Genomic DNA, 24,842 nt, shown 5'->3' on the forward strand with positions numbered 1-24,842 from the left:
TTATGTGAAAAACTTTTGAAGGAATAAAAAGGAGTAAATATTGATATAAATATATTTTTAATGATAGTAATTAAGTAAAAGAGGAGATGAAAAAAGGAACGCTCATCATGTATGAGTCATTCCTTTTTTCATAGATTAACTTGCCTGTTTTTTATTATTTTCTTTCAATTTCTCTGCTTGTAAAAAGCGATTCGTTTCAGCAACAACAATACTACTTAATCCAATTAGACCAATCAAGTTTGGAATTGCCATAAGTCCATTTGCAATATCAGCAAATGTCCATACGATTCCTAGCTTTAAATTAGCACCAATTGCAATCATAACAATAAAGATTGCTTTATAATATTTAACTGCACTTTCTCCGAATAAATAAGCTACACATTTTTCTCCATAATACGACCAGCCTAAAATAGTAGAGTAGGCAAATAAAATAATTGCGATACCGAGAATCATACTACCAGCAGTACCAAATACAGATTGGAATGCAAGTGTTGTAGCTTCAACGCCAGTTTTACCAGATCTCCAAGCACCTGTAGTAATTAATACTAGTCCTGTAATTGTACATACAATAAACGTATCTAGAAAAGTACCAGTCATTGAAACTAAAGCTTGCTTTGCAGGCGAATCAGTTTTTGCCGCCGCCGCGGCAATAGGTGCACTCCCTAAACCAGCTTCGTTCGCAAATACACCACGCGCCATTCCGATTTGAATAGCTGATGCAACTGTTGCCCCAATAAAACCACCAGTAGCTGCTGTACCATTAAATGCACCAGAAAAAATAAGTGAAAATGCTTCTGGAATTTGGTCGTAGTGATAGAAAATAATTATAAGACCAGCAATTATATAAAAGAAAGCTTTAATAGGAACGACATATCCCGTCACTTTCCCAATTTTTTTTACACCGCCTAAAATAACAATTGCGATTAAAAATGACATTACTATACCAGTTAAAGCAGGAGGGAAAGAGAAATTAATTCGCATTGCCTCTGCAACTGAGTTAGATTGCACCATATTACCAATACCGAAAGAAGCAGTTGTGCCGAATATAGCGAATAATACTGCCAGCCATTTCTTACCTAAACCACGCTCTAAATAATACATTGGTCCACCTGAATATTCACCATTTTCATTACTAACACGGTATTTTACTGCAAGTATTGCCTCGGCATACTTTGTTGCCATACCGAATAAAGCGGTAATCCACATCCAAAATATTGCACCAGGACCACCAATTGTAACAGCTGTTGCAACACCGGCTATATTTCCCATACCAATCGTTGCGGCCATAGCTGTCATAAGTGCTTGGAAGTGACTAATATCTCCAGAAGAAGAGGTATCTTCTGATTTTTTAAATGCTAGTTTGTGAGCGTATAATAGTTTACTAAACTGTAAACCTTTTAAACGCACTGTGAGAATGATACCTGTTCCAACGAGTAGCAACAAAGTTGGTAATCCCCACACGTATTGATTCATTTGTTCTAATACTTTACTTACTGTCTCCATCTTTATTCTCCTTTATTTAGAAAAAATAAAAACCACTTCAAGTAAATGAAATGGTCTCTGGAGAAACAAGGGATAGAAAAATAAACCGATACAAATCGGCATTTTCTTTCGCTTGTCTCTGTCCTTTTACCTGAGAGATTATCCGCTATAGTAGCGGATTTGCTCCTTCGGTGCTCGTTTTCCTCCACGCTCTATGAAAGCGAGAGGGAGTCTCTCCAGAGATTCGTCCCCATGCAGTTCTACTTGTAACCAAGACCTGAGAGTTTCAAAGCTGGTATAACAACTTTTTGCCCCGTCGGTAGATCAATAGACCTTCTCCTGAATGGTTCATCCGAATTATAAAATTTATAAACACATTGATTGTAAATCAATAAAAACATTATAGACATACAAATTGTGAATTGCAATCATTTTTTATTTTAAAATAGTAAATAGTTTTATTTTTTTGTAAGTCCTAATTTATCTTCAACTTCATTTAAAGTAGATAAAGCGATGACAATATGTTGATCCGCAAGTCCTAAAGCTTGTTTTGTTTTTTCAATAGTTTCATCGGTTGGAGTAGAGTTATTTGCTCCGTCTATAATTAAATTTGCTGCATTTTTCATGAAATTTGATGCGGATTTAAACTGAGTTGTGAATTGAATTAGTTGTTTTTGTATATCTATATCTGCTATATTTTCTTCAATTTTAAGCGTGTCTATTTCGTTCATAATTGTTTCGTACTGCTTGGAAACAGCACTCATTGTAACTAATAGTTTATTTCGATCTACTGAATCTCCATTCGTGTTAATCTCTTCCCAGGCAGGTAACCAATCTTTTTCGATGATGTCATTATAATGAGTAGTCAATTCATTAATTTTAGGTTGTAATTTAGTTTTGAAAGTTTTTGTATCCGCTGTTTCTACAGTTGCTTTTTCGTTGTTATTTTTAACATTAGTAACATAGAAAATCGTACCGAAAATGATGAAAATAGAAATAACAACTGTCCATTTAGTAAAAAGTAATTTCTGCAATATGTAACGCCTCCAAAATTTAAAAACTTATAATTATAATATATAATAATGATGTTGTTTTAAATAGAGAAAATAGGTTAGAAATGATTTAAAATATATCTTTTCTATACATAAATAATTAAAGTTAGTAAAATGATGAAAGTTATATGTGAGAAAAGAGGGTTTTTAGTGAAAATGAATAGAAGAAAACTAGTTTCAATTATTTCAATGGCTATGTTATTAGTTGGTGTAGTTGCATTCATATTTATGAATAAAGAATCTAAAATTAAAGATTTTCCAGTGCCAATGTCAGCAATCCATATTAACGATGATAAGGAAGAGGACTATCAATATATAAGTGTAATGCCAATTACAAAGGCGAGTGGATGGGAGAACTTAGGGGAAAACGGGCATACTGTTAGTTTTAAAAAAGGGGAGCGGAAGGTAACGGTATTACATTATCCAGGAGAAATTACGTATTATTTATTTGAGAAAAAGATGAATAAGGGAGATTAGCTAAAGATGTAATTCATTAAGAGTTACATCTTTTTCGTTCTGAATTATTTGAAATTAAATTCGATAGATGTTTTGATAGATGTAGTGATAAATATGATTAGTTCTATATGTCTATAAAGAGTATTAGGGTGATTATAAAAATATTATGCGAACTAATTATTGTGAGAAGAAGATAAATTATATGCTAAAGGGGGAATTAAAAATGCTACTAAAAACAATCTACTGTAAGGTGGAAGAAGAGAAAAAGGAATTGTTTTCAAATGCGCAAGGAAAATGGCGTGATATACGGCACCTAGATGGTTTTCATGGACAATTTGGTGGATGGTATGAAGATGAGGCATGTGTATTTACTTTATGGGAAGATAGAAGTACATATCAATCATTTATGAATGGTGCTCACGATACAATTTATTTAAATAGTAATCAAGAGGATACGTTTCTTTCATGTGAAATTGAATTATTTCAAACGTTGTATGATATAACTGATACGCATTTGAAAGACGTTGTTACAGAAGGATCATTCGTAAGAGTTGCTATATGTGATGTAAAGGTGGAAAAGGAAAATCATTTTTTACAGAAGCAAGAAACAATTTGGAATAAAGGAATGGAAAAAGCAAAAGGAATGTTAGGTGGAGTAGTTGGGAAGTCTTTAAAAAATGAAAATCGTTACATAGTGTTAACGTATTGGAAAGATGAAAAGACGCATCAACATTATGTGGAAGAGATTTTCCCAGGTTTATATAAATTAGCTAATATTCATGAAGAGATAGAAGAGATAAAAGGAAAACAAGCTGTATGTAAGGAAGAATGGCTTGTATATTAAACGCTGAAAAAGTGCATAAATGAATGTATAATAAAGATATTTTCTTATAAACAAGTAATTAATAGAAGACGTTATATACCCTTTCATGTTAATATATTTAAGTTATAATAGGAGGCTTACCCTTTTGTATTGTACGGTAGAAGCAGTGTGAGCTTGAAATTTTTTTTAGAAAAGGATGTGCCTAATTTGCGTATCAATAAATTTATTAGTGAAGCTGGAAAAGCGTCTCGACGTGGAGCGGATAAACTAATTAATGAGAGAAGAGTAATTATTAACGGTAAGGTTGCAAAAATTGGTGACCAAGTGAACCCAGGTGATGATGTACGAGTAAATGGAGAGCAGCTTCGAATTGCTCGAGATCACGTATATATCGCTTTAAATAAACCAGTAGGTATTACATGTACGAGTGAAAAATCAGTAAAAGGTAATATTATTGATTTAGTGAATCATCCTTTACGAATTAGTCACATTGGACGTCTTGATAAAGACTCTGACGGTTTAATTTTGTTAACGAATGATGGCGATATTGTTAATGAGATTTTACGTGCTGAAAACAAACATGAGAAAGAATATATCGTTTCAGTAGATAAGCCAATTACACCTGATTTCTTAGAGAAAATGGCAGCGGGTGTTAAAATTTTAGGAACAAAAACGCTTCCTTGTGAGATTACACAGTTATCAAAATATGAGTTCCAAATTATTTTAACACAAGGGCTAAATCGCCAAATTCGCCGTATGTGTGAAGCTTTAGGTTATCAAGTATACACGTTAAAACGTACGAGAATTATGAATATTGAATTGAATAATTTACCAGTTGGGCAGTGGAGAGATTTAACGAAGAAGGAGAAAAGACGTCTATTTGCAGACTTAAATTACGAACCACAAGATTGGTAAAATTGTGAAGTGAAACCAAAAAAAATTGGTTTCGCTTTTTTAAATTAAATAAATAATTTTTTTAAACACTTGCAAAAATAAAATGAATAAGATATATTAAATAACAATAAATGGATGTTTTACAAAAAGCAAAGAAAAGGACACGAGTTATTTTACCCGGTTATACAGAGAAGGAAGGAAAGCTGAGAACTTCCTAACGCAGAAAAATAACTTACCACCTTAGAGCTGCACTAGGGAAATTAAGTATCTAGTGCCGTGTATGCGACGTTATCGCAAAAGAAGCCATTATGTTTTTTTGTGATGGGAATCTGGGTGGAACCACGGATATAAGCATATTCGTCCCTATATTTAGGGATGAATATGCTTTTTTGCATTCAATTTCATAATAAGCGAAGAAAAGGACACGAGTTATTTTACCCGGTTATACAGAGAAGGAAGGAAAGCTGAGAACTTCCTAACGCAGAAAAATAACTTACCACCTTAGAGCTGCACTAGGGAAATTAAGTATCTAGTGCCGTATAAACGACGTTACCGTAAAAGAAGCCATTGTTTGTTTACAATGGGAATCTGGGTGGAACCACGGGTAAAAGCACGCTCGTCCCTATTTTAGGGATGAGTGTGCTTTTTATTATGAAATGGAGAGATGAAAAATGAAAGAACAAATGATTGAAATTAAATTTCCAGATGGTAGCGTTAAAGAATTTGTAAATGGAGTTACTTTAGAAGAAATTGCTGGATCCATTAGCAGTAGTTTGAAAAAGAAAGCAGTTGCGGGGAAAGTAAATGATGGATTATATGATTTACGCCGAAATATTGAAGAAAATGCGGAAGTGGAAATCATTACTATAGATTCAAATAAAGGGGTAGAAATTGCAAGACACTCCGCGGCACATATTTTAGCGCAAGCTGTAAAAAGATTGTATGGTGATATAAATCTTGGAGTAGGGCCTGTTATTGAAAATGGATTTTATTATGATATGGATCTTCCAAGTAGTGTAAACATAGAAGATTTACGAAAAATCGAAAAAGAAATGAAAAAGATCATAAATGAAAATATAAAGATAGAACGAGTTGAGGTTTCTCGAGAAGAAGCAGCTAAACTGTTTCAAGAAATGAACGACCGCTTGAAATTAGAACTTTTAGAAGCAATTCCTAGTGGGGAAAGTGTAACACTATATAAACAAGGTGAATTTGTAGATTTATGTAGAGGACCACATTTACCATCTACAGGTTATTTGAAAGCATTTCAATTAACTCACGTTTCCGGTGCATATTGGCGAGGTGATAGTAATAACCAAGTGCTTCAGCGCATATATGGTGTTGCATTCTCTTCTCAAAAAGAATTAGAAGAGTATTTACATTTCGTTGAAGAAGCAGCAAAAAGAAATCATCGTAAGTTAGGCAGTGAGCTTGAGTTATTTATGTTTTCTGAAGAGGCTCCGGGAATGCCGTTTTATTTACCGAAAGGACAAATGATTCGTAACGAATTGGAAGCATTTTTAAGAGAAATTCAAAAAGAGTATAAGTATCAAGAAGTACGCACTCCGTTCATGATGAACCAAGAAGTATGGGAGAGATCAGGGCACTGGGGACATTATAAAGATAATATGTATTTCTCTGAAGTAGATAATAAAAGTTTTGCATTAAAACCGATGAACTGCCCAGGGCACATGCTTATGTTTAAAAATAAATTGCATTCTTATCGTGAATTACCGATTCGTATGTGTGAATTTGGTCAAGTACATCGTCATGAATTTAGTGGTGCGTTAAACGGATTATTAAGAGTACGTACTTTCTGCCAAGATGATGCACATTTATTTGTAACTCCAAAACAAATTGAAGATGAAATTAAATCAGTAATGGCGCAAATTGATTACGTATATAAAACTTTTGGATTCGAATATGAAGTAGAGCTTTCTACTCGTCCAGAAGATTCAATGGGTGATGATAAATTATGGGAGCAAGCAGAAGCGGCATTAGAAAATGTATTACAATCGCTAAATTATAAATATAGACTAAATGAAGGTGACGGTGCATTTTACGGGCCGAAAATTGATTTTCATATTAAAGATGCTTTAAATAGAAGCCACCAGTGCGGAACAATCCAGCTTGATTTCCAAATGCCAGAGAAATTTGATTTAAATTATATAGATGAAAATAATGAAAAGAAAAGACCAGTTGTTATTCACAGGGCAGTTTTAGGGTCATTAGATCGCTTCTTAGCAATATTAATTGAGCACTTTGGAGGTGCATTCCCGGCATGGGTGGCACCAGTTCAGGTGAAAGTCATTCCAGTTTCGAATGCAGTTCATGTACAATACGCAGATGAGGTTGCGGATAAATTAGCACAAGCTGGTGTTCGTGTCGAACGAGATGTGCGAGATGAAAAATTAGGATATAAAATAAGAGAAGCACAAATGCAAAAAGTTCCTTATATTCTTGTTATTGGGGATAAGGAACTGGAGAACGGAGCTGTAAATGTACGTAAATATGGGGAAGAGAAGTCGGAAGTGGTTACTTTAAATGTATTTGCGGCTAGTATTGAAGAGGAAATAAAGAATAGAAAATATTGATTGTAAAGAAAACACACTATTAGCAATTAGTGTGTTTTCTTTTTTATCTTACAAAAATGTAAGGTAAATGTAAGCGAAATCGAGGGAACGAGTTGTAGAAAAATGAGAATATGAAGTAGGAAAAAGGTTCATGTTACAGGTGTAACTCTTCTTGAATGAATAATTAAAAAATTCTTAAGAATTCACATGACAAAATAATAAGAAATATGTGAGAAATTAATTTTATACAAAAGGGATGGAGTGAAAGAGATGTCAACAAATGTAGTTACTGTAGAAAGTGTAGAAAAAACGTATGGGAAAAGAAATGAGAATCAGTCAAAAGCATTAAGGGGTGTATCGTTAAGTATTAAAGAAGGAGAATTTGTCGGGATCATGGGACCTTCTGGTTCTGGAAAAACGACTTTACTTAATGTGATAAGTACACTTGACCAAGCGACAGGTGGTAGTGTGACAATAGCTGGTACAAATATTACTTCTATGAAGGGCAATGCGTTATCTGATTTTCGCTCTCAAAAATTAGGTTTCATTTTTCAAGATTTTAATCTTCTAGAAAACTTATCAATTTATGAAAATATCGCTTTACCACTTTCTTTGCAAGGCGTACCGTCAAGTGAGATTACTGGAAAGGTAAATGACGTTGCGAAGAAATTAGGCATCACCGAAATTTTAACAAAATATCCGACGGCTGTTTCTGGAGGACAAAAGCAAAGAACAGCGGCGGCAAGAGCTTTAGTACATAATCCAGCAATTGTATTAGCAGATGAACCGACAGGTGCGCTTGATAGTAAAAACGCAAAAAGTTTATTAGAAGCAATGCAAGATTTACATGAAAATCATAATGTAAGTATTTTGATGGTTACACACGATGCATTTAGTGCAAGTTATTGTGAGCGTATTTTATTTATTCAAGATGGTCTTCTTTATAAAGAATTAAACCGTCAAGGTACTCGAGAGAATTTCTATCAAGACATTTTAGGTGTGCTCGCTCATATGGGCTCAGCTGCTGAGTCTAAGTAGGGGGCGAAACTATGTTATTTAAATTATCACGTCATAGTATGAAAAAGATGTTAAAAGATTATATGGTTTTACTTATTGGCCTCGTTATTAGTATTAGTATTTTCTACATGTTCCAAACGATGGCGATGAATAGTGAATTTACGAAAGATAATAGCCTAATTAGTAGTATTAGACTCGTCTTTTGGGTAGGTGCAATACTATTATCTTTCATTACTGTATTTTATATTATATATGCCAACTCTTTCTTACTCACGTTAAGAAGAAAAGAACTCGGTATGTACATGATGCTTGGTGCGAAAAAGAAAAAAGTAGCACAGTTATTATTTATTGAAACATTCGGTATGGGGATTGTCAGTATTATTATCGGTATTTTAGTAGGGATGTTACTTGCAAGTGTAGCAGGAAACTTTTTAATGAATGGAATGGAAATTTCAGCAAAAGGTAGTTATGCATCTGTATACACACCAGCAATTTTAGTCACAGCTATTTTCTTCTTAATACTATTTTTCATTACTGGCTTAATGAACAGTGTCCGATTGTTACGTAAAACTGAATTAGAGTTAATTCGTGAAGATGAAACACTAGATGAAGTGAAGAAAAGTAAAACTCGCATTATAATAATGACAGTACTTGGTGTATTACTAGTAAGTACAGGGTACTATTTTATGATCAATGTAAAAATATATGCTGAATTAGGTTTTATTATAGCAACCATCGTTACAACACTTGGAACATATTTTATCTTTAGTTCATTACTTCCATTTTTTGTGATGAAAATTAAGGGGAATAAAAAACGAAATGAAACTGGTCTAAATAGTTTTACATATGCACAGCTACGCTTTCGAGTAAATAGTTTATCGAGAGTATTAGGTACTGTAGCAATGTTAATTGCATTAGGCGCAGGTGCGATGACGGCAGGTATGGCGTTCCAAAAAAATGTAGGTATTATGACAGACTTTTCTCGTGTATATGATGTTGTAATTCATGATCCGAATGATCAAGACAAAGCTGCCTTAAAAGAAATGGAAATTGTTGAAGAAAGCAAGTACAAATATAAAGTAGATGGAGAAGCGGTTTATTATTTACGTAACGACTTAACTGCGAAACCGCCACTTGTTTCAGACCATTTTGATACAAAAACTTTAAAAGAGCCTGTTCGCAAACGTGTGACTGAACCTTTAACTGAACCTGTATATTCAGCTTTAGAGGCTCCTGAATTAGCAAAATTCCCTCATATGCCAAAGGATTGGGAAGACGCAGTTGTAAGAGAGATACAAATTACGCATAATCAATTTAGCGGAAAACCAGTAAGAATTGCAGACGAAGAGCATTATAAAGGGATTCAAGGAACAGAACATACTGTAACATTAGCAAAAGTAGATGATATGAAAAAATATAAACCGTTATTGATCGAAATAGATAAGAGACAAAAAGCACAAATTGAAAAAGCAACAGGTGAAAAGGTAGACTTATTTACGAAAATGACAATTTATCAGTTTATGAACAGCTTCATGAGCGGAACGATGTTTATGGGATTTTTCCTCGGAATTGCCTTTTTAGCAATGATGGCAAGTTCCCTTATGTTCAAAATATTAACAGGTGCTTCTCGCGACGTACGCCGTTATGAAATGTTACGAAAAATTGGTGTGAGACGTAGTATGTTAACGAAAAGTATATATAAAGAAATTTCATATTTATTTATCTTCCCAGCGATCATTGGCATTTCTCACGTTTTAGTTGGGCTTAACTTATTCAGCTTTATATTAGTTGACCCGTTTGTGAAAGTGTGGGTGCCAATAGGAATCTTCTTAGTCATTTATTTCATGTATTACTGGATAACTGTTCAACTTTATAAAGGTATGGTAATGCCGAAAGAAGAAGTAGCTAAATAGTTTATGAAAAGAGTCCTTGTGTTGAGAATAAGGGCTCTTTTTTATGTTTTTTATAAAGAAGGAAAAGATTGGATAATGGTCGAAAAATATAATGTAACTTCCAAGAAATTACTAAAATAATACTATTTTGTCGAGAGAAAGGATACGAAGTATGAAAGAAATGCTACAGTTATTTCGCAACAAAGTGTATGCACGTTTTTTCTAGCAAATATTTTAGAGCGACTCGGTTCTATGATTGCTGGAATTTTTTTAATGTTTTATTTGCTAGATTAATACGGAAAACAACCAGTTTACGCAACGATGACACAAATTATGATTGCATTACCTGCATGAATCTTTTTTCTATTAGTAGGGACAGTAGTGAATCGTTTTGATAGACAACGTATATGTACAGTAAGTAACATATGTTGTTCGCTCTGTAATATTGGAATCCTAATTTCGCTTTATTACGGGATGATTATACTTGTCTTTATATTTTTATTTTTGGAAAATGCATGTATACAATTTTTCTCTCCATTAGAACAATCGATGATACAGGGAGTAGTTGAATCAGACCAATACGGTGCAGCAGCGGGTATTAATCAAATGGTAAATAGTTTGTATGCTTTGTTTGGTGTAGGAATTGCAACGATGGTGTACTGGACTTTTGGGATTTATCGTGTTTGGTTGATTATTTTTTGTTACGTGTTTATTCCAAGCTATTTTACTAAGTGGGAAAAAGCGAATTAAAGGTATGGTTGAAGAGGTTTGTTTTTTCTGAATATTCTTTTTTAAAGGGGTAATAGTTATGTTGATGCGAACTGCTAAGTGGTGTGGGATTACTTGTTTACAATTATTCGCTGCAATTCTATGTATAATCTGTTTAGGTGCGCTCCCTCGATTATTTAAGGGATTACAAATTGATTTAATTGGTTTTTGGAACACGATTGTGTTTATTGGAGGAAAGTTACTCCAACCTTGGGAAATTACATATGGATTTCGAGATTCGAGGAAATTATTTCCGCAAATATGGATTCATTATTTAGAGACAATGTTTGTATTTATTTCGGCATTTTTACTGTCATTACTTATTGCGTATGTCCTCGTTGTGTGGGTATTACAACGGTCTCAATCAAAGCAACGAATGTGGAATGGGATTTTTGTTGTACTTGAAAGCATCCCAGATATTTTAATAATTTTATTATCGCAACTTCTAGTCGTAATAATCTTTCAAAAGACAGGCTTTATGCCAGTAAAACTAGCGGGGATTGGGGAGGAAAGGGCTCGCCTATTGCCAATAATATGTCTAACTTTGCCTACAACACTATTATTTATTAAGCTACTACTATTACGTTTCAGAGAAGAATTAGAGAAAGATTATAGTATATTTGCTAAAAGTAAAGGGCTTAGTTTACGACATATTTTAACAAATCATATTTCAAGAAATGTTTTGTTAACAACAATCTATTATGCAAAAACAAATATTTTATTTATGTTATCAAATTTATATATTATTGAATGGATATTTAATACGTACGGTATGTTTGTTTTTGTAAAAGAAAATTCGAAATTAGAAATATTTACAGTAAGTTTAATTATATTATACGTACCGCTTTTTATACTATTTCGTTTATTACATACGTTTTTACAAAATGTAATAAAGGAGCGTGTTTAGCATGTGGCAAGTTGTAAAAAGAGATGTGAGATTTTGGTTTGGTGTTACTTTTTTAAGCGTACTTATGATTGTTAGTATTGGAAATACTTTATTTTTCGATGGGAATATCCGTGAACTTACGATGATGTATAACGAAAAAGGAGAACTAGAGGCTGCTCCATTTTCACCGTCGAATAAATTTTGGTTCGGTAGTGATGAGAAAGGACGCGATCTTTTCCAGCTAATAATAGAAGGAGCGAAATGGACAGTTGGTGCGAGCGTAATTATAGCGATTCTACGAGTTATAGTTGGAGGAGGTATTGGTTTGCTTCTTGGTATGTATAGCAAACGTTCTTTTCCAGTTATAGCATCTTTTTTTGATCCGTTCAGCATTGTACCTATGGTTATGATTTCTTTTTTTGTGTTAAAGGAAGTTTTAGTGTTTGAAAATGGGACAGTACCAGAGCCGTTTCATTTAAGGGTAATATTTCAAATGGTTATCCTTACATGTTTAGCGGTACCAACAATTATGTTATATACAGCGCAGGAAGTCCGTCGGATAAAAAGAGAAGAATTTATGATGGCAGCAACTGTGCTTGGGGGCAGTAAATGGCATAGAGTGAAAAATCACGTATGGCCACACGTATTACCATCATTTTTTTTACTTGTTGCTCAACAATTTGTGAGTACTTTATTACTTCTCTTGCATCTTGGCTTGTTAGAGTTATTTTTTGGTGGAACAATTATCTTTGGTACAGAGGCAGATAGTGTAACAAAAGAATGGACCGGCCTAATTGGTCAAAACTTCCGTCATTTAACTACTCATACATGGATTGTACTTATACCGATTGCTTTTTATAGTATGACAATTTTAGCTGGAAATCTAATTAGTAATAGCATGCAAGATGCGATTAAGTTAGGAAATGTGAGAAAGCTAGAGAGGGAAAGTAAAGAATTACAAGTAGAGAAACAAGTACAACCAACTATGAATGACTTTTCTTTTTATAGAGAGATACAAAAATAAAAAAGATAGCTGAAGACAAATTGTTTTCAGCTATCTTTTTTCGTTTAAAGTGGAGGTAAATCAATCTTACCTTCTTCAAATAATTCTTTTATCATATGCTTCGTATAACCAGCGGCTTGACCAAATGTGATTTTTGCTGGCATTGGTGCTTCGTTAGCATCTACAACTACATCAATAATACAAGGTTTATTTTGTTTTACTGCATTTTCGAAAGCGGGAAGGAGTTCATCTAAATTCTCAACACGGTATCCAATACCTCCACACGCCTCTGCATATTTTGCAAAATCTGGGTTCGTTAAGTCTGTTTCGAATTCGATATTACCCATAACTTCTTGTTCAAATTTAATCATCGCAATTTTATTATTGTTTAATACGACGACAACGATTGGTAATTTATATTTTACAGCTGTTACGAAGTCATTCATCGTCATTCCAAATCCACCATCACCACAAACTGCAAATACTTGTTTATCCGGGAAAGCAATTTTTCCAGCAAGAGCACCAGGTAAACCGCAACCAAGTGTTGCGAGCCAGCTAGAAATGACAAATTGCTGGTTTGTCATACGGAAGTGTCTTGCGGTCCATACTGTTACATTTCCAACATCGACTGATAGAATTGCGTCATCATGTGCTACTTGCTGCAGAGCATGCATAACGCGTTGTGGTTTAATTGGAATGGAAGAGTCTTCTTCTTGATCGTGTAATTTATCTTCCCACTTTTTCATCATTTCTTGGTGCTGTTCTAAGAAGGAATGATCTGTGTGTTCTTTAACATTTTCAATTAACCATCGTAATGTTTTATCAGCATCACCAGCTAAACCAATATCTGTCGCATAACGTTTCCCAATTTGGGCAGGATCTGTATCGATATGAATTGTTTTTGCTTTTTCAGGTAAGAAGCCGGTGAACGGATAAGAAGTACCGACCATAATTAAAGTATCTGCATGCTTCATTGCTTCATAAGAAGGTTTCGTTCCAATTAATCCTAATCCACCGATACAAAGAGGATGCTCATCAGGAATAATTCCTTTAGCAGGTAATGTAAGTACGATTGGAGCACCAATTTGTTCTGCTAATGCAAGTAAAGATTCTCTCGCATGTTTTGTTCCTTTTCCAGCTAAAATCACAGGCTTTTTCGCTTCATTTATTGCGAGTTTCGCTGCATCTAAATCTTCTTTTTGTGGAAACAACTCAGGCAAAGTAAAAGAAGTATTTGTAACACGGGCACCATTTTTCACTTCAAATTTCGGGACATCATCTGGAATAGTAAGAACGGATACACCTTTTTTCGTATAAGCCATTCGAATTGCTTGATTCACTACGGCAGGTAGTTGCTCTGCTGACATAATACGCTGGTTATAAACCGCAACATCATCAAACATTCTTTCTAAATTTACTTCTTGGAAAAAGTCCGTTCCAAGTAAATCGGTTTCTACTTGACCTGAAATTGCTAGAACAGGGGCTTTATCGAGTTTCGCATCATATAAACCATTTAATAAATGAATAGCACCAGGTCCTGCAATTGCCATACAAACGCCAAGTTTTCCTGTTAATTTCGCATAGGCAGCCGCTGCTAATGCACCAGCTTCTTCATGGCGAACTTGAATGAATTTAATTTTATCTTGTTTTTTTCTTAAAGCTTCAATGATAGAATTAATGGAATCTCCAGGCATACCGTATATGTGCTCTACTCCCCAATCAATTAATAAATCAACTAATGCTTCACCTGCTGTTTTCCCAAACATAATTGTTCCTCCTTATAATAGGTAGATAACATTATGTTTTGAATAAAAAGGAAAAATATACAAGTAAGAAATTTATCTAGTTATTTGTAATCCAAGAATCAGTGTGGGAGGAACAAAAGTTTCACTTTAGCAACTTTAATGATGACCAGCGAATAAAGTGAACACTGTTATTAGTAAAAAACCACTAGTTGCCCACATTAGAAATGTAAGGAAAGAGAGCTGTTTCTTAGCTTTCCAAAGCATTTCATGAATTGTGACATATCCAAGTGAACCAATAGCACTTCCCATAATGAGGCCTTGCAGGTGAAGAGCTTTTCCTTCCATCAAAATGCCAAAAACTGTGCCAGTACCGAGAATAAGAGAAAGTAATAAAGTCGTTAATAAAAAGGAAATATATTTATGTTTTGTAAAAAGAAATGGAATAATTAAAGCTAATCCTTCTGGAATATGGTGAACGACGATTGCTATTAAAAAGGGAATGGCAGAGTCATTATGATTTATAAAAGCTGTACCTAACGCAAATCCACTCGGTATATTATGAATAAATATAGCGAAAGAGAGAAAAAGAAAGGTTTGCCATGCTTGTTGATCTTTTTTATGTATCATTGGATGGTGACAATAGTTATCTAATAAGCCCATAACTAAAATACCGATAGCTATACCAAGTATAGGTCCAATCATTTCATAGCTTGAAAATGTTTCAGGAATAATTTCAAGTGATAATAATCCGAATAAAATACCGCCACATAATGCGTATAAACGATGCATCTTTTCTTCAATGAGTTGGCGTGTTGCTACTCCAACAGCACCTCCTAATAGTAATCCACCGAGCGAAAAAAATGTTACAATCATTGGAATCCATAAACGTTCCATAGTATCACACTCCGATTCTATTCCCTTATTTTTAGCTTACGAAAAGGAAAGTTAGATTAGTCCAAGTAATTGTGTTTGATTATAGAGAAAAAAGTAGTGATTCGTTATAATTTATATATTAATTTTAAGTGAGAAAATGAAAAGGGGAATTGGTTATGCAACAAATTAAAAAAATAGGAAACTCATTTTGGTATATGACACCTGTTTCTGAAACAGATAGACCTATCTTAGGAATGGTCGTTGGACAAGAAAAAACGTTAATGATTGATGCAGGAAATTCAGAAGAACATGCACAATTATTTTTAGAAATGTTAAAAGAACAAAATGTATCGAATCCTGATTTTGTAGCATTAACGCATTGGCATTGGGATCATATTTTTGGATTATCTGTATTACAGAATGCATTAACTATTTCGCAGGCTGAAACGAAAAAAGAAATTCAGGCAATAGTATCTTATGAATGGACAGATGAAGCGTTGGACGCACGCGTAAAAGAGGGTACTGAAATTGCATTTTGTGCGGATTGTATCAAGAAAGAGTTTGAAGAAAAAGCGAGAAATATTAACATTATTCCTCCAACCTTAACGTTCCAGGATCAAATGGAATTAGACCTTGGTGAAGTGACATGCGTGTTAAAACATGTGGGCGGAGATCATGCGCATGATTCAGTTGTTATGTACATAAAAGAAGAAAAGATATTGTTTGTAGGAGATTGTATATATGCAGATATTTTTTCTTCAAAGTGGAACTATACGACGAAAAGAACGTTTAAATTGATAGATGAATTAGAGAAATTTGATGCTGAGACATATATTCTTTCTCATGGGGAAGCGATAAATCGAGAGGAGTTTTTACAAGAGATTCGCATGTTAAAAGCAGTAGGAACTTATACAGAAGCTCATAAGGGCGATGAAGAGAAGATAAAGGCAGCGTACAAACAAGAGCTAGATAGAGAATTAAATGCAGATGAGTTAGAAACAATAACGTATTTTGTCAATGGTTATGAAATGAATAATCTGTAAGACACTACATTAATCAAATATAATTAAATTGCACAAAAAGAGTATTGAAATTTAATTCAATACTCTTTTAAATATTAAGTTCCAAGCAATTTCTAAATTTTTTGGCTGGTTCATCATCTGGATTTATACCACTTTCAAAACTGGTAGTGAAAGGTAACCACTGCCAATCTTCGCATCCTACAAAAGCTACCCTTGACCAATTCTCAATGAATTCAATGAAATTATTCGCAATCTTATACCCATGTCCTTCTCCATCGTCGTGGCTTAGGTAAATTATCGGAGCATCTATATCATCTTTCATATCAAATGCTAAATAATCTCCATTTCCCACTTCACAAAATGCTAATTTGTTGTGCCAAACTACATCATATTCATCATCCATATTTGAAAAAACCTCGTCAACCAAGCCTTTACGTTCTTTTTCGAATTCAGAAAGACTTTCTAAACTCCAGTGAGGTGTTCCGCAAAAAATATCAGTAAATTCATTTGGTAGCTCTACATCGTCAGGTAAAAACCAGCGTAAGCTAAAATTTCCTGAGAACTCTAAAAGTACTTTTTTGAAGCTATTTGGTAGTTTAATACCCAGTTTTTCTTCTACTTGGATTATTTGTTCAAGGGAAGATGGTTCATCTATACAAACTTCTTGAACTTCACCACCTATGTATTTAATTCTAGAAGTTATAATTTCTATTCGTTCTTTTAGTAACTCATAATCCATCTTATCACCTCATGTTATATTAATTAAAGTATATCATTCTTAATAAATTTTTTCGTGTTATTAAGGTTTTTAGTAGAAGCTTTCTTTGCTAATTCAGTAATATATTCAAAGAAAACATCATGTTTTACATCATAAACGACATTTACAGGTCGTCCATCAGTAGTTTCTTCTGTACGTCCTTGGCTTGGTCCGTATGTATGAACGATACTATTAATCGTTTCAGTTTTTGCAAGGCTAGTGTTTCCGACAAAAGCGGTAGTTAGTACATCCCATAAATAGTAAGTAGAGTTCGTTGAGAAGTGAACGAGAGGAGGAACCATTGCATAGCATTGACCAAGGAAATCCATACCAATATACTTTCGCTCTTTTGCCCACTGTTCACGTATGTTTATAGTTAACGGAACTTGGTTTGTACTTTCTAGTGTCACTAAGTCGATTTTAATTTTTGCATCCCATACACGAGCCACTGCTTCAGGGTCCCAAAACGAATTCCACTCAGCTGTTCCATCATGCTCTGGTTCATGTACATTGCCAGCTTTAAGAAATGTACCACCCATCCAAACGAGGCGTTCAATTTTATCTTCGATTATGGGAGCTTCATATAATGCACGAGCAAGGTCAGTTAGGGGCCCAGTAAATAATAAAGTTGTTTTTCCTTCCGTTTGTAGAAGCGTTTCTATTAAATGATGATGCGCGGGTTTTGCCACCACGGGTGTTACAACTTTTCCAGACTCATTTAAAATTGGTAGAGCATCTACATAAAATGCATGCATCCGCCAGTCTTTCGGAAACGGGTTTTGCCCGCGAGAGTTTGAAGCGGCTACGGCAATATTACCTTTGCCGAAGCGATCGATAATTTTACGACTGGCAGACATTGCGGGTTCTAAATAGCAGTCTGCTGGGATAACAGATACCCCCGTAAGTTCAATGTTTTCCATTTGAAGTAATAAAAATAATGAAATTAAATCATCTACGCCGCCATCATGATTGAAGTACACTTTTTTCTTCATTGTAATCTCCATCCTATATGATTTAGTTAGAAATTAAATATGAATTGAGGAAAAGTCATCAATAATTTCCACCACTTCAATTTCTCCATTAATCAGTAGCTCAGGAAGATCATTTCTAATATTTCCTTTCCAATACTCTCTAGCTTGTTCGATTTTTTGAGAAAAAGGAATTCCATCTTCTTTCGGTAAAAGATTCCCGTCACCTTCAAAAGAATTTCCGATCACTCGTAGTTTAACAATCTGTAAAACTTCTCGATTGTAAGAATCAAATAATGTTTTCCATTTTAAAGCATCTTCATAGCTTTTTGAAGCGTATAAACAAGATAACCTGGAAGGGTATTCAGGGAATTCTTGTAGTCTAACCATTTCTACAATTGTTTCTCTAACTGCTCTAATTGTTTGATCCATATAACTCATAACTACTTTAGTATTTTCATTATTTATATGTAATTCGTTATTTTTATAGTGTTTATTTAAAATTTGTATGCCATCTTCACCACTAGCATTTAATTGTTCTCTTTCAAAAAAGAAGTGATATAGAGTATTGTGTTGATTTTTGTTAAAAAGAATGATTTGTCCGATATGCATTTTTTTCCTTGTTACGATGTGATATGCGTAAAATTCTGCTTCATTCATGGTTATCCTCCTAGTAATAGTGTAATGCAATGTTAAATTTAGTAATTCAACATTGCGATATATATAACCTCTATAAGTAAAAGTGAGAATTTGAGTAGAAAGGAAAAAATGAAAACGTTTTAAATTTGTTCACAAAATGTTCACTTACGAAGGGGTTTCCAATGTCGATATAATGACAAAGACTCAAAGAGAAAGGATGATGAAATTTGCCAACAACAAGAAAGGAAAACCTCCAATTTGGCATGATGATGTGCCTTGGGATGGTTATCGTAATGACGTTTTACAATTTACTAATGAATGAAACAGGAGGACAAATTTATATTAAAGAGATTGCATTAGAACTATTAATTGGCTTTATTATTGCACTATTAATTGAAATATGTATCGTTGGACCTTGTGCGAAAAAAATTGTATTCATATTGCCATTTGATAAATCTAAAAAAATAAATATTATCGTTGCAATGGCGACAACTATGGTAATTGGAATGGTGTTCTTTATGTCATTTTTCGGTATGGCTATGATGTATTTACATGGTGGACTACAAGGAGATTCATTTGTTTCCATTTATTTTTCGATTTTTATTAAAAATTTCATAATGGCATATCCATTACAATTAATTATTATGGGACCGCTTGTACGTTTCTTATTTGCAAAGTTTGTTATGAAAAAGAAATCTTTTAATGTAGCGTAATTTTCATTTATAAAACATTATATATAAATAATAAAAAAACATATCTCGCATTTTTGAGGTGTGTTTTTTTGTTCATTCCAAGTTATTTTCATAGTGATGTGACATTTGTCCTTTTGCCATTATAGGATGATGGTTTTTAATTAAGTCAGAAATAAAGGATGAGGAGATGATTTTTTGAAAGGTATTATATTTGCTATTTTTGCGGGGATATTTATAACACTTCAAGGAACCTTTAATGCGAAACTTAGTTCACATATCGGTATATGGTCGACGAGTATTATAACCCATTTAATTGGATTCAGTATTGCAACAACTGTATTTTTGTTAAAGAAAGAAGAGAAAATAACGGATTTAAAGAGTGTGAAAAAAATATATTTAGCAGCGGGTGCATTTGGTGGATTCATTATTTGTGCAGAAACTATGGCGATATATGCACTAGGAGTTACATTGACAGCTGGCACACTTATGGTTGCTCAATTGTTAACGGCAACAGTTATTGAAATGAAAGGACTGTTTCATATAAAAAAGATACAGATGGAGAGATATCATATTGTGGGAACAATAATAATGATTATAGGTATTGTTGTATTTAATATGTAAATGAAAGGAGAAATGAATATGGAGGATAGATCAGGTTTAATTACGCATTATTTGAAAACCAATAAAACGCTCGAGGTTTTTTCAGAAATAGATACAGCTTATTTTCAATTAAATCACTTTGAAAAAGGCGAGCTCATTTGCAATATAGATGACGAAATGGATCGTTTATATTTTGTTGTTAAAGGTAAAGTAAAAGTTTATACGATTACACCTGAAGGGAAGAAACTAATTCTTCGCTTTATCAATCCATTGGCCATTGTTGGTGATATTGAACTAATTCAAAATAGCAAAGCACATAATGTCGTTGAGGCTTGTTCAGATGTTGTAGCAATCTCTATTTCTAATACGGTTATTAGAAACAAGTTATTACATGATCCTATATTTATGAAGTTCTTGCTTGAAAACATTGCGAACACGTTAAAAATATCGACTCGTTTTACTGCTCTTAATTTACTTTATCCTGTAGAAGTACGTGTAGCTAGTTATTTGCTTTCAATTTCAACAGATAGTAACGGGAATATGTATAAAGGGGATTTGGATGCAACTTCAGTAACGAGTATTGCAGATTTTATAGGGGTAAGTTATAGGCACGTAATTCGGGTATTACAAAGATTTTATAATGAAAAACTAATTGAAAAGAGTAATGGAGTTATTGTAATTAAAGATTTTTCTAGAATGAAGGAAGTCGCTAAAGATAATATATATGAGCAATGAAAGGGAGAGGAAGATTTTGATTGGATTTAGTTTAGCTATATTAGCAGGAATATTAATTAGCGTACAATCTGTTTTTAATGCAAAAGTAAATGAAAATGTAGGACAGTGGTTAACAACTACATGTGTCCTTGGGATAGGTCTCATTAGCTCTATTCTATTTTATATCATTACAGAAAACAGTATTAGCATTAAAGTGTATACTGCAAATTATTTGTTTTATGTAAGTGGACTGTTTGGTATCGGGTTAATTATTTGTATAATGGGTGCAATAAAGAGTCTAGGTCCAGCATATACGGTGCTAATTAGTCTTATTACTCAATTGGTTGTTGCGTTATGCATTGATACATTTGGATTATTTGGAATGGAGAGCATTCCATTACAAATAAATAAATTAGTTGGTATAGGTTTATTAATTGTGGGAGTAGGAATTTTTAAAAATCTATTTTTGAATAAGAAAGCTATTCATATAAATGAGGATAGTGTCTAAAGGATATAAAGGGGAAAAGTGTGAATGGTCAGAACTTATACATTTAGATAGTAATAAGTGAGCGATGAGGAGAGAGGATAAATGAATCAGTTAATGTTGCAAGATGGTGTACATGATTTGGAAATCGGTGAGATTCAACATTTTAGCTCCTACGTAAAGTGCATGCAAGATTTTATCCCGCTATTTGTCGGGCAGTAAGACCCCTACCTCAAAATTCAGCGAAAGCAAAGAAGTTAGGTGGGGTTCGGGCTGCCGTAAAAGCTCGATTGGTGAGGGCTAATAATCAGTGGGGGATGAGCAAAGCCCCCACTGATTAAATTTTCACTTCACAATTATGTTTCTGCCTTTGATTTTATTGAAATTAACATTTATAACCTAAGTATAAATGTATTGAGCTCTTCTTTACTTATTATTTTTTGAACCGTAAATGAACAAACTTCAACATTTTTATTAAGTTTACAATTCTCATCATTATACGCGTACTACCGTCCCAATCTTTATTTGTAGGTATATCTTTAAAGAAAGGGGAGCAGCTTAATACTTTTATTGTAGAGGACCATTTTTCTATTAATTTTGGATTGTTTACGTAAAAATACATCATAGCACCATTATTACCGGATTTCTTTACAGTAGCATTCGAAAGATTCAGTGCGAACTTTGATTCAGCGTCAAAATATAATTCTCCTCCAGGGAAACGTTTTGACATAGCGACTACGATCTTTTTTAAATCTTCTTCTTTAAAGTAATAAAACACACCTGCTGATATAAAAAGAATACCGTCGTTTGAATTATATTTTATATCGTCAAACCAAGAAGTATCAAATAGTGATTTAGCAATGCTAATGTTTCTAGGCGTATCTTCAATTAAAGTTTTGCGAAAAGAGATTGCATCGGGCAAATCAAGGTTGTACCAATGTATTGTACCGTTATCGATTCTTGAAAAAGTAGTGTCTAGTCCGGAACCGATGTTTACAATAGTAGCATTCGGGTGTTTTATTATAAATTGTTTTATCGTATCGTCAATTTTTCGTGCACGGGTAATGTATGTGATACATCCGTATTCGCCAAATATATTTGCTATTGTTGAGAAGTCAAAATTACATTCTTTAATAATTCGAATAGCCTCTATATCATCTAAAATATCCTTATTTTTCTCACTGCCATATGCTCTTCCCCATAAGGGAATAAGCATCGTACCTTGCACGGATTGTAAATCTAATTCTTTAGCCATGAAACATCCTCCGTTTAGTAATAAACAATATATTTAGTCGTTATTTAACATTTTTGAGAGCATTGTATTTGTTTTATATAGTCCATAAGTTAAATCCCGCCTATCTTCTTCAGATAACTTTTCGAGGTTTACTGTGAAATTATTATATATTTGTTTCCATCTCTCATAATGTACTTTTTCAGCTTTTTCTGTCAGAGAGATTAATATAGCTCTTTTGTCTACCATATCTTTCTTTTTTATGATGTATCCGTTTTGTTCTAAGTTACGCACTGTTACACTTAATTGTTGTTTAGGGATGTTTAAATAACTAGCAATCATTTTTAAATTTACAGGCACCTTTTGCTGGGCGATATACTCTACTACATGTTGTTCTAAATGTGTAAATTCTGAGGATTTCTCCGATAGTAATTTAAAAGTACCTGACATATTTAATAATAAATTCATGTATTCGTTTAATAATTCGTTTTGGTTCATTGTTTTTGATTCCTTTATGAGTTTAGTTATTATTTTATTACTAAATTCAATATAAATCAATTAAAATTACTCTTTATAGTAAATGAATGTTTACTAATAACTGTTTTTTGAATTTATGTGGACTGAATTATGAGGATGCGAGAAGTGGTTTTAGGGAACAAGAATATAACCGAATATAAAATATTACTAAACGTATATAACTAATGAATACAATGTCTTTTTCAGTTATTAAGTTGTAAATCATTTTATGATAAAATCTTTTACATAATTTAATAAAGGGGTAGTATTTAATGGGTTATTTCTCAAATGGTTTATTAGTTTTGTTTGTGCTTATCGTATGTAGTTGTATAATTTTTGGTTGATAATATAATGAGAGTCTTATATAAAAGAAGTTATCTTAAGTGAGATAACTTCTTTTTATTTTATATTGAGAAGGAATTCTATCTTTCTTATTGAAGTTTGTTCTAGTTATTTTTACATCGATCAGATTTGTGTAAAGGGAATTTTATGAAATATAAACAAGCCAGAGAATAGGGAGTGTTTACATGGAAAATAGTATACGCTACACAAGTGAACACCCTACAGATTTTAATGGATTATTATCCTTATACGAATCTTTAGGATGGAATTCTCTTAAATTAACGGTTAACGAGTTAGAACGAATGTGTAAGCAAAGTTGGTATGCAATTTATGTTTTTGATGATAAGAGGTTAGTAGGGATGGGGCGTGTCATATCAGATGGAGTCATAACAGGCATTATTTGTGGAGTTAGTGTATTGCCAAAATATCAGTCTAGTGGCATCGGAAAAGAAATAGTGAAACGATTAATCCAGCACTGTGAACAAAACAAGGTTATTCCACAACTTATGTGTGTAGAAAAATTGCAATCTTACTATGAATCTATAGGGTTTGAAGCATTCTCTATTGGGATGACAAAACATATTATAAGATAGAGGTGCTTTATCCTGCTATTTGTCGGGTAGTAAAACCCCACGGATTAAAGTTTCACTTTATATTTTCAGTTTACTTGTACATATTTTCAAACTTCAACATAAAGGAGAATGGCTGTATGGAGATTGCTAAAGGAGTAGAAATGTTACAACTTGAATTTCAAGAATTTGTTATTCATCCAATTCTTTTATGGAATGATGAAATGGCAGTATTAATAGATACGGGTTTCCCAGGACAAATTGAAGATATACAAGTAAAGATGGAAAAGGTTGGGGTATCATTTGATAAGTTAAAAGTCGTGATTTTGACGCATCAGGATATTGATCATATAGGTAGTCTTCCAGAATTGTTGCAGCGCTGTCGAAGTAATATTAAAGTTTATGCGCACGAACTAGATAAGCCATATATCGAGGGGGGATTTACCTTTATTGAAGGACGGAAATGTAGAGAACCGACCAAAAGGAAAAGTGAGTGATACTGTGATTGACGGGTAAGAACTTCCGTATTGCGGTGGAATACTAATTCTTCATACTCCAGGGCATACTCCGGGTCATATTAGTTTATATTTGAAACAAAGCAAAATTCTTATTGCAGGAGACTCTATGTATAGTGTGAATGGGATGTTAGGAGGAATTCACGCCCCAACAACTATAAATATTAAGGAAGCAAAGCAGTCTTTGAAGAAGTATTTAAATTTACATATTGAATCTGTAGTTTGTTACCATGGGGGATTAAGTAAGGAGAATATAAATGTTCAACTTCAAAATTTGTAAAGTTAAAATGGAGTTTTTTGTTAAGTGACGTTGAAGTATAATCTGGTTA

Annotated in this window: 23 protein-coding genes, 2 pseudogenes, 1 riboswitch and 2 other annotated features; of the genes and pseudogenes, 16 read left to right on the forward strand and 9 right to left on the reverse strand. The window is 33.4% G+C overall.

Annotated features, from left to right (window positions below):
* Positions 1 to 135: 135 nt before the first annotated feature.
* Positions 136 to 1,503 (reverse strand): alanine/glycine:cation symporter family protein, encoded by a 1,368-nt coding sequence (locus BHV55_RS11700; protein WP_070757395.1) that lies wholly within the window; start codon positions 1,501 to 1,503, stop codon positions 136 to 138.
* A gap of 108 nt (positions 1,504 to 1,611) precedes the next feature.
* Positions 1,612 to 1,732, reverse strand: a riboswitch (glycine riboswitch).
* Positions 1,733 to 1,940: 208 nt separating this feature from the next.
* Positions 1,941 to 2,516: a hypothetical protein gene (locus BHV55_RS11705; RefSeq protein ID WP_016117773.1), complete on the reverse strand. Its 576-nt coding sequence runs from the start codon at positions 2,514 to 2,516 to the stop codon at positions 1,941 to 1,943.
* 132 nt (positions 2,517 to 2,648) lie between these two features.
* Between BHV55_RS11705 and BHV55_RS11710 the strand changes: the two genes are divergently transcribed.
* The 9 genes and pseudogenes from BHV55_RS11710 (at position 2,649) to BHV55_RS11750 (ending at position 12,867) form a co-directional block, all read left to right on the forward strand.
* Positions 2,649 to 3,011 (forward strand): hypothetical protein, encoded by a 363-nt coding sequence (locus BHV55_RS11710; RefSeq protein ID WP_070757394.1) that lies wholly within the window; start codon positions 2,649 to 2,651, stop codon positions 3,009 to 3,011.
* A gap of 202 nt (positions 3,012 to 3,213) precedes the next feature.
* Positions 3,214 to 3,834, forward strand: coding sequence for a YdbC family protein (locus BHV55_RS11715; protein ID WP_061139318.1), 621 nt, complete (start codon positions 3,214 to 3,216; stop codon positions 3,832 to 3,834).
* A gap of 186 nt (positions 3,835 to 4,020) precedes the next feature.
* Entirely contained in the window at positions 4,021 to 4,728 is a 708-nt protein-coding gene (gene rluF / locus BHV55_RS11720; RefSeq protein ID WP_001222170.1) for a 23S rRNA pseudouridine(2604) synthase RluF, read from the forward strand.
* A gap of 122 nt (positions 4,729 to 4,850) precedes the next feature.
* Positions 4,851 to 5,075 (forward strand) — a binding site (T-box leader).
* Positions 5,076 to 5,111: 36 nt separating this feature from the next.
* Positions 5,112 to 5,334: a binding site (T-box leader), on the forward strand.
* Between the two features lie 44 nt (positions 5,335 to 5,378).
* The gene (thrS, locus tag BHV55_RS11725) at positions 5,379 to 7,301 is read left to right on the forward strand and encodes a threonine--tRNA ligase (protein ID WP_003311951.1); all 1,923 of its coding nucleotides are present in this window, start codon (positions 5,379 to 5,381) and stop codon (positions 7,299 to 7,301) included.
* A gap of 249 nt (positions 7,302 to 7,550) precedes the next feature.
* Positions 7,551 to 8,318 (forward strand): ABC transporter ATP-binding protein, encoded by a 768-nt coding sequence (locus BHV55_RS11730; protein ID WP_000106426.1) that lies wholly within the window; start codon positions 7,551 to 7,553, stop codon positions 8,316 to 8,318.
* A gap of 11 nt (positions 8,319 to 8,329) precedes the next feature.
* A complete protein-coding gene (locus BHV55_RS11735; RefSeq protein WP_000897859.1) occupies positions 8,330 to 10,210 on the forward strand; it encodes an FtsX-like permease family protein in 1,881 nt (626 codons plus the stop codon).
* A gap of 151 nt (positions 10,211 to 10,361) precedes the next feature.
* Positions 10,362 to 10,867 (forward strand): annotated as a pseudogene (locus BHV55_RS11740) (MFS transporter); the annotation flags it as partial.
* Positions 10,868 to 10,997: 130 nt separating this feature from the next.
* Complete coding sequence (locus BHV55_RS11745) at positions 10,998 to 11,864, forward strand: ABC transporter permease subunit (RefSeq protein ID WP_000929104.1); 867 nt, start codon at positions 10,998 to 11,000, stop codon at positions 11,862 to 11,864.
* A gap of 1 nt (position 11,865) precedes the next feature.
* Positions 11,866 to 12,867 carry an ABC transporter permease subunit gene (locus tag BHV55_RS11750; RefSeq protein WP_000267878.1) on the forward strand — a complete coding sequence of 334 codons (1,002 nt, stop codon included), beginning with the start codon at positions 11,866 to 11,868 and terminating at the stop codon, positions 12,865 to 12,867.
* Positions 12,868 to 12,911: 44 nt separating this feature from the next.
* Here BHV55_RS11750 and BHV55_RS11755 read toward each other — a convergent pair whose 3' ends face one another.
* Entirely contained in the window at positions 12,912 to 14,612 is a 1,701-nt protein-coding gene (locus tag BHV55_RS11755; protein ID WP_061139314.1) for a pyruvate oxidase, read from the reverse strand.
* Positions 14,613 to 14,747: 135 nt separating this feature from the next.
* On the reverse strand, positions 14,748 to 15,485 hold the full coding sequence (locus BHV55_RS11760) for a ZIP family metal transporter (protein ID WP_070757393.1): 738 nt from the start codon (positions 15,483 to 15,485) through the stop codon (positions 14,748 to 14,750).
* A 155-nt stretch (positions 15,486 to 15,640) separates the two neighbouring features.
* On the opposite strand from BHV55_RS11760, the gene BHV55_RS11765 reads away from it, so the two are divergent.
* The gene (locus BHV55_RS11765) at positions 15,641 to 16,507 is read left to right on the forward strand and encodes an MBL fold metallo-hydrolase (protein ID WP_061139313.1); all 867 of its coding nucleotides are present in this window, start codon (positions 15,641 to 15,643) and stop codon (positions 16,505 to 16,507) included.
* A 67-nt stretch (positions 16,508 to 16,574) separates the two neighbouring features.
* Here the strand turns inward: BHV55_RS11765 and BHV55_RS11770 are convergent, their stop codons facing one another.
* Genes BHV55_RS11770 through BHV55_RS11780 form a run of 3 tightly spaced genes read right to left on the reverse strand, consistent with a single transcriptional unit; the run spans position 16,575 to position 18,871 of the window.
* A complete protein-coding gene (locus tag BHV55_RS11770; protein ID WP_048567992.1) occupies positions 16,575 to 17,225 on the reverse strand; it encodes an SMI1/KNR4 family protein in 651 nt (216 codons plus the stop codon).
* Positions 17,226 to 17,248: 23 nt separating this feature from the next.
* Positions 17,249 to 18,247, reverse strand: a complete 999-nt coding sequence (locus BHV55_RS11775; RefSeq protein WP_139147415.1) for a nucleoside hydrolase — start codon at positions 18,245 to 18,247, stop codon at positions 17,249 to 17,251.
* Between the two features lie 21 nt (positions 18,248 to 18,268).
* Complete coding sequence (locus BHV55_RS11780) at positions 18,269 to 18,871, reverse strand: DUF2441 domain-containing protein (RefSeq protein ID WP_001001044.1); 603 nt, start codon at positions 18,869 to 18,871, stop codon at positions 18,269 to 18,271.
* A gap of 206 nt (positions 18,872 to 19,077) precedes the next feature.
* Here BHV55_RS11780 and BHV55_RS11785 point away from each other — a divergent pair, with 206 nt between their 5' ends.
* The 4 genes from BHV55_RS11785 (at position 19,078) to BHV55_RS11800 (ending at position 21,364) form a co-directional block, all read left to right on the forward strand.
* Entirely contained in the window at positions 19,078 to 19,563 is a 486-nt protein-coding gene (locus BHV55_RS11785; protein WP_070757392.1) for a DUF2798 domain-containing protein, read from the forward strand.
* A 174-nt stretch (positions 19,564 to 19,737) separates the two neighbouring features.
* Positions 19,738 to 20,163, forward strand: coding sequence for a DMT family transporter (locus tag BHV55_RS11790; protein ID WP_044584443.1), 426 nt, complete (start codon positions 19,738 to 19,740; stop codon positions 20,161 to 20,163).
* An 18-nt stretch (positions 20,164 to 20,181) separates the two neighbouring features.
* Positions 20,182 to 20,877 (forward strand): Crp/Fnr family transcriptional regulator, encoded by a 696-nt coding sequence (locus tag BHV55_RS11795; protein ID WP_048567995.1) that lies wholly within the window; start codon positions 20,182 to 20,184, stop codon positions 20,875 to 20,877.
* Positions 20,878 to 20,893: 16 nt separating this feature from the next.
* The gene (locus tag BHV55_RS11800; protein WP_000579027.1) at positions 20,894 to 21,364 is read left to right on the forward strand and encodes a DMT family transporter; all 471 of its coding nucleotides are present in this window, start codon (positions 20,894 to 20,896) and stop codon (positions 21,362 to 21,364) included.
* 409 nt (positions 21,365 to 21,773) lie between these two features.
* Here BHV55_RS11800 and BHV55_RS11805 read toward each other — a convergent pair whose 3' ends face one another.
* Entirely contained in the window at positions 21,774 to 22,595 is an 822-nt protein-coding gene (locus BHV55_RS11805) for a class I SAM-dependent methyltransferase (protein ID WP_001040747.1), read from the reverse strand.
* A 33-nt stretch (positions 22,596 to 22,628) separates the two neighbouring features.
* Positions 22,629 to 23,069: a MarR family winged helix-turn-helix transcriptional regulator gene (locus tag BHV55_RS11810; protein ID WP_001072998.1), complete on the reverse strand. Its 441-nt coding sequence runs from the start codon at positions 23,067 to 23,069 to the stop codon at positions 22,629 to 22,631.
* A 545-nt stretch (positions 23,070 to 23,614) separates the two neighbouring features.
* On the opposite strand from BHV55_RS11810, the gene BHV55_RS11815 reads away from it, so the two are divergent.
* Positions 23,615 to 24,022, forward strand: a complete 408-nt coding sequence (locus BHV55_RS11815) for a GNAT family N-acetyltransferase (protein ID WP_070757391.1) — start codon at positions 23,615 to 23,617, stop codon at positions 24,020 to 24,022.
* Between the two features lie 116 nt (positions 24,023 to 24,138).
* Positions 24,139 to 24,793 (forward strand): annotated as a pseudogene (locus tag BHV55_RS11820) (MBL fold metallo-hydrolase).
* Positions 24,794 to 24,842: the final 49 nt, after the last annotated feature.

It is taken from the genome of Bacillus sp. RZ2MS9 (assembly GCF_001816185.2).
Classification (GTDB): domain Bacteria; phylum Bacillota; class Bacilli; order Bacillales; family Bacillaceae_G; genus Bacillus_A; species Bacillus_A cereus.

Coding starts and splice junctions, on each gene's coding strand:
- BHV55_RS11700 (WP_070757395.1), bottom strand. CDS start 1,503: ATGGAGACAGTAAGTAAAGTATTAGAACAAATGAATCAATACGTGTGG.
- BHV55_RS11710 (WP_070757394.1), top strand. CDS start 2,649: ATGATGAAAGTTATATGTGAGAAAAGAGGGTTTTTAGTGAAAATGAAT.
- BHV55_RS11715 (WP_061139318.1), top strand. CDS start 3,214: ATGCTACTAAAAACAATCTACTGTAAGGTGGAAGAAGAGAAAAAGGAA.
- thrS (WP_003311951.1), top strand. CDS start 5,379: ATGAAAGAACAAATGATTGAAATTAAATTTCCAGATGGTAGCGTTAAA.
- BHV55_RS11730 (WP_000106426.1), top strand. CDS start 7,551: ATGTCAACAAATGTAGTTACTGTAGAAAGTGTAGAAAAAACGTATGGG.
- BHV55_RS11735 (WP_000897859.1), top strand. CDS start 8,330: ATGTTATTTAAATTATCACGTCATAGTATGAAAAAGATGTTAAAAGAT.
- BHV55_RS11745 (WP_000929104.1), top strand. CDS start 10,998: ATGTTGATGCGAACTGCTAAGTGGTGTGGGATTACTTGTTTACAATTA.
- BHV55_RS11750 (WP_000267878.1), top strand. CDS start 11,866: ATGTGGCAAGTTGTAAAAAGAGATGTGAGATTTTGGTTTGGTGTTACT.
- BHV55_RS11755 (WP_061139314.1), bottom strand. CDS start 14,612: ATGTTTGGGAAAACAGCAGGTGAAGCATTAGTTGATTTATTAATTGAT.
- BHV55_RS11760 (WP_070757393.1), bottom strand. CDS start 15,485: ATGGAACGTTTATGGATTCCAATGATTGTAACATTTTTTTCGCTCGGT.
- BHV55_RS11765 (WP_061139313.1), top strand. CDS start 15,641: ATGCAACAAATTAAAAAAATAGGAAACTCATTTTGGTATATGACACCT.
- BHV55_RS11770 (WP_048567992.1), bottom strand. CDS start 17,225: ATGGATTATGAGTTACTAAAAGAACGAATAGAAATTATAACTTCTAGA.
- BHV55_RS11775 (WP_139147415.1), bottom strand. CDS start 18,247: ATGGAGATTACAATGAAGAAAAAAGTGTACTTCAATCATGATGGCGGC.
- BHV55_RS11780 (WP_001001044.1), bottom strand. CDS start 18,871: ATGAATGAAGCAGAATTTTACGCATATCACATCGTAACAAGGAAAAAA.
- BHV55_RS11795 (WP_048567995.1), top strand. CDS start 20,182: ATGGAGGATAGATCAGGTTTAATTACGCATTATTTGAAAACCAATAAA.
- BHV55_RS11805 (WP_001040747.1), bottom strand. CDS start 22,595: ATGGCTAAAGAATTAGATTTACAATCCGTGCAAGGTACGATGCTTATT.
- BHV55_RS11810 (WP_001072998.1), bottom strand. CDS start 23,069: ATGAACCAAAACGAATTATTAAACGAATACATGAATTTATTATTAAAT.
- BHV55_RS11815 (WP_070757391.1), top strand. CDS start 23,615: ATGGAAAATAGTATACGCTACACAAGTGAACACCCTACAGATTTTAAT.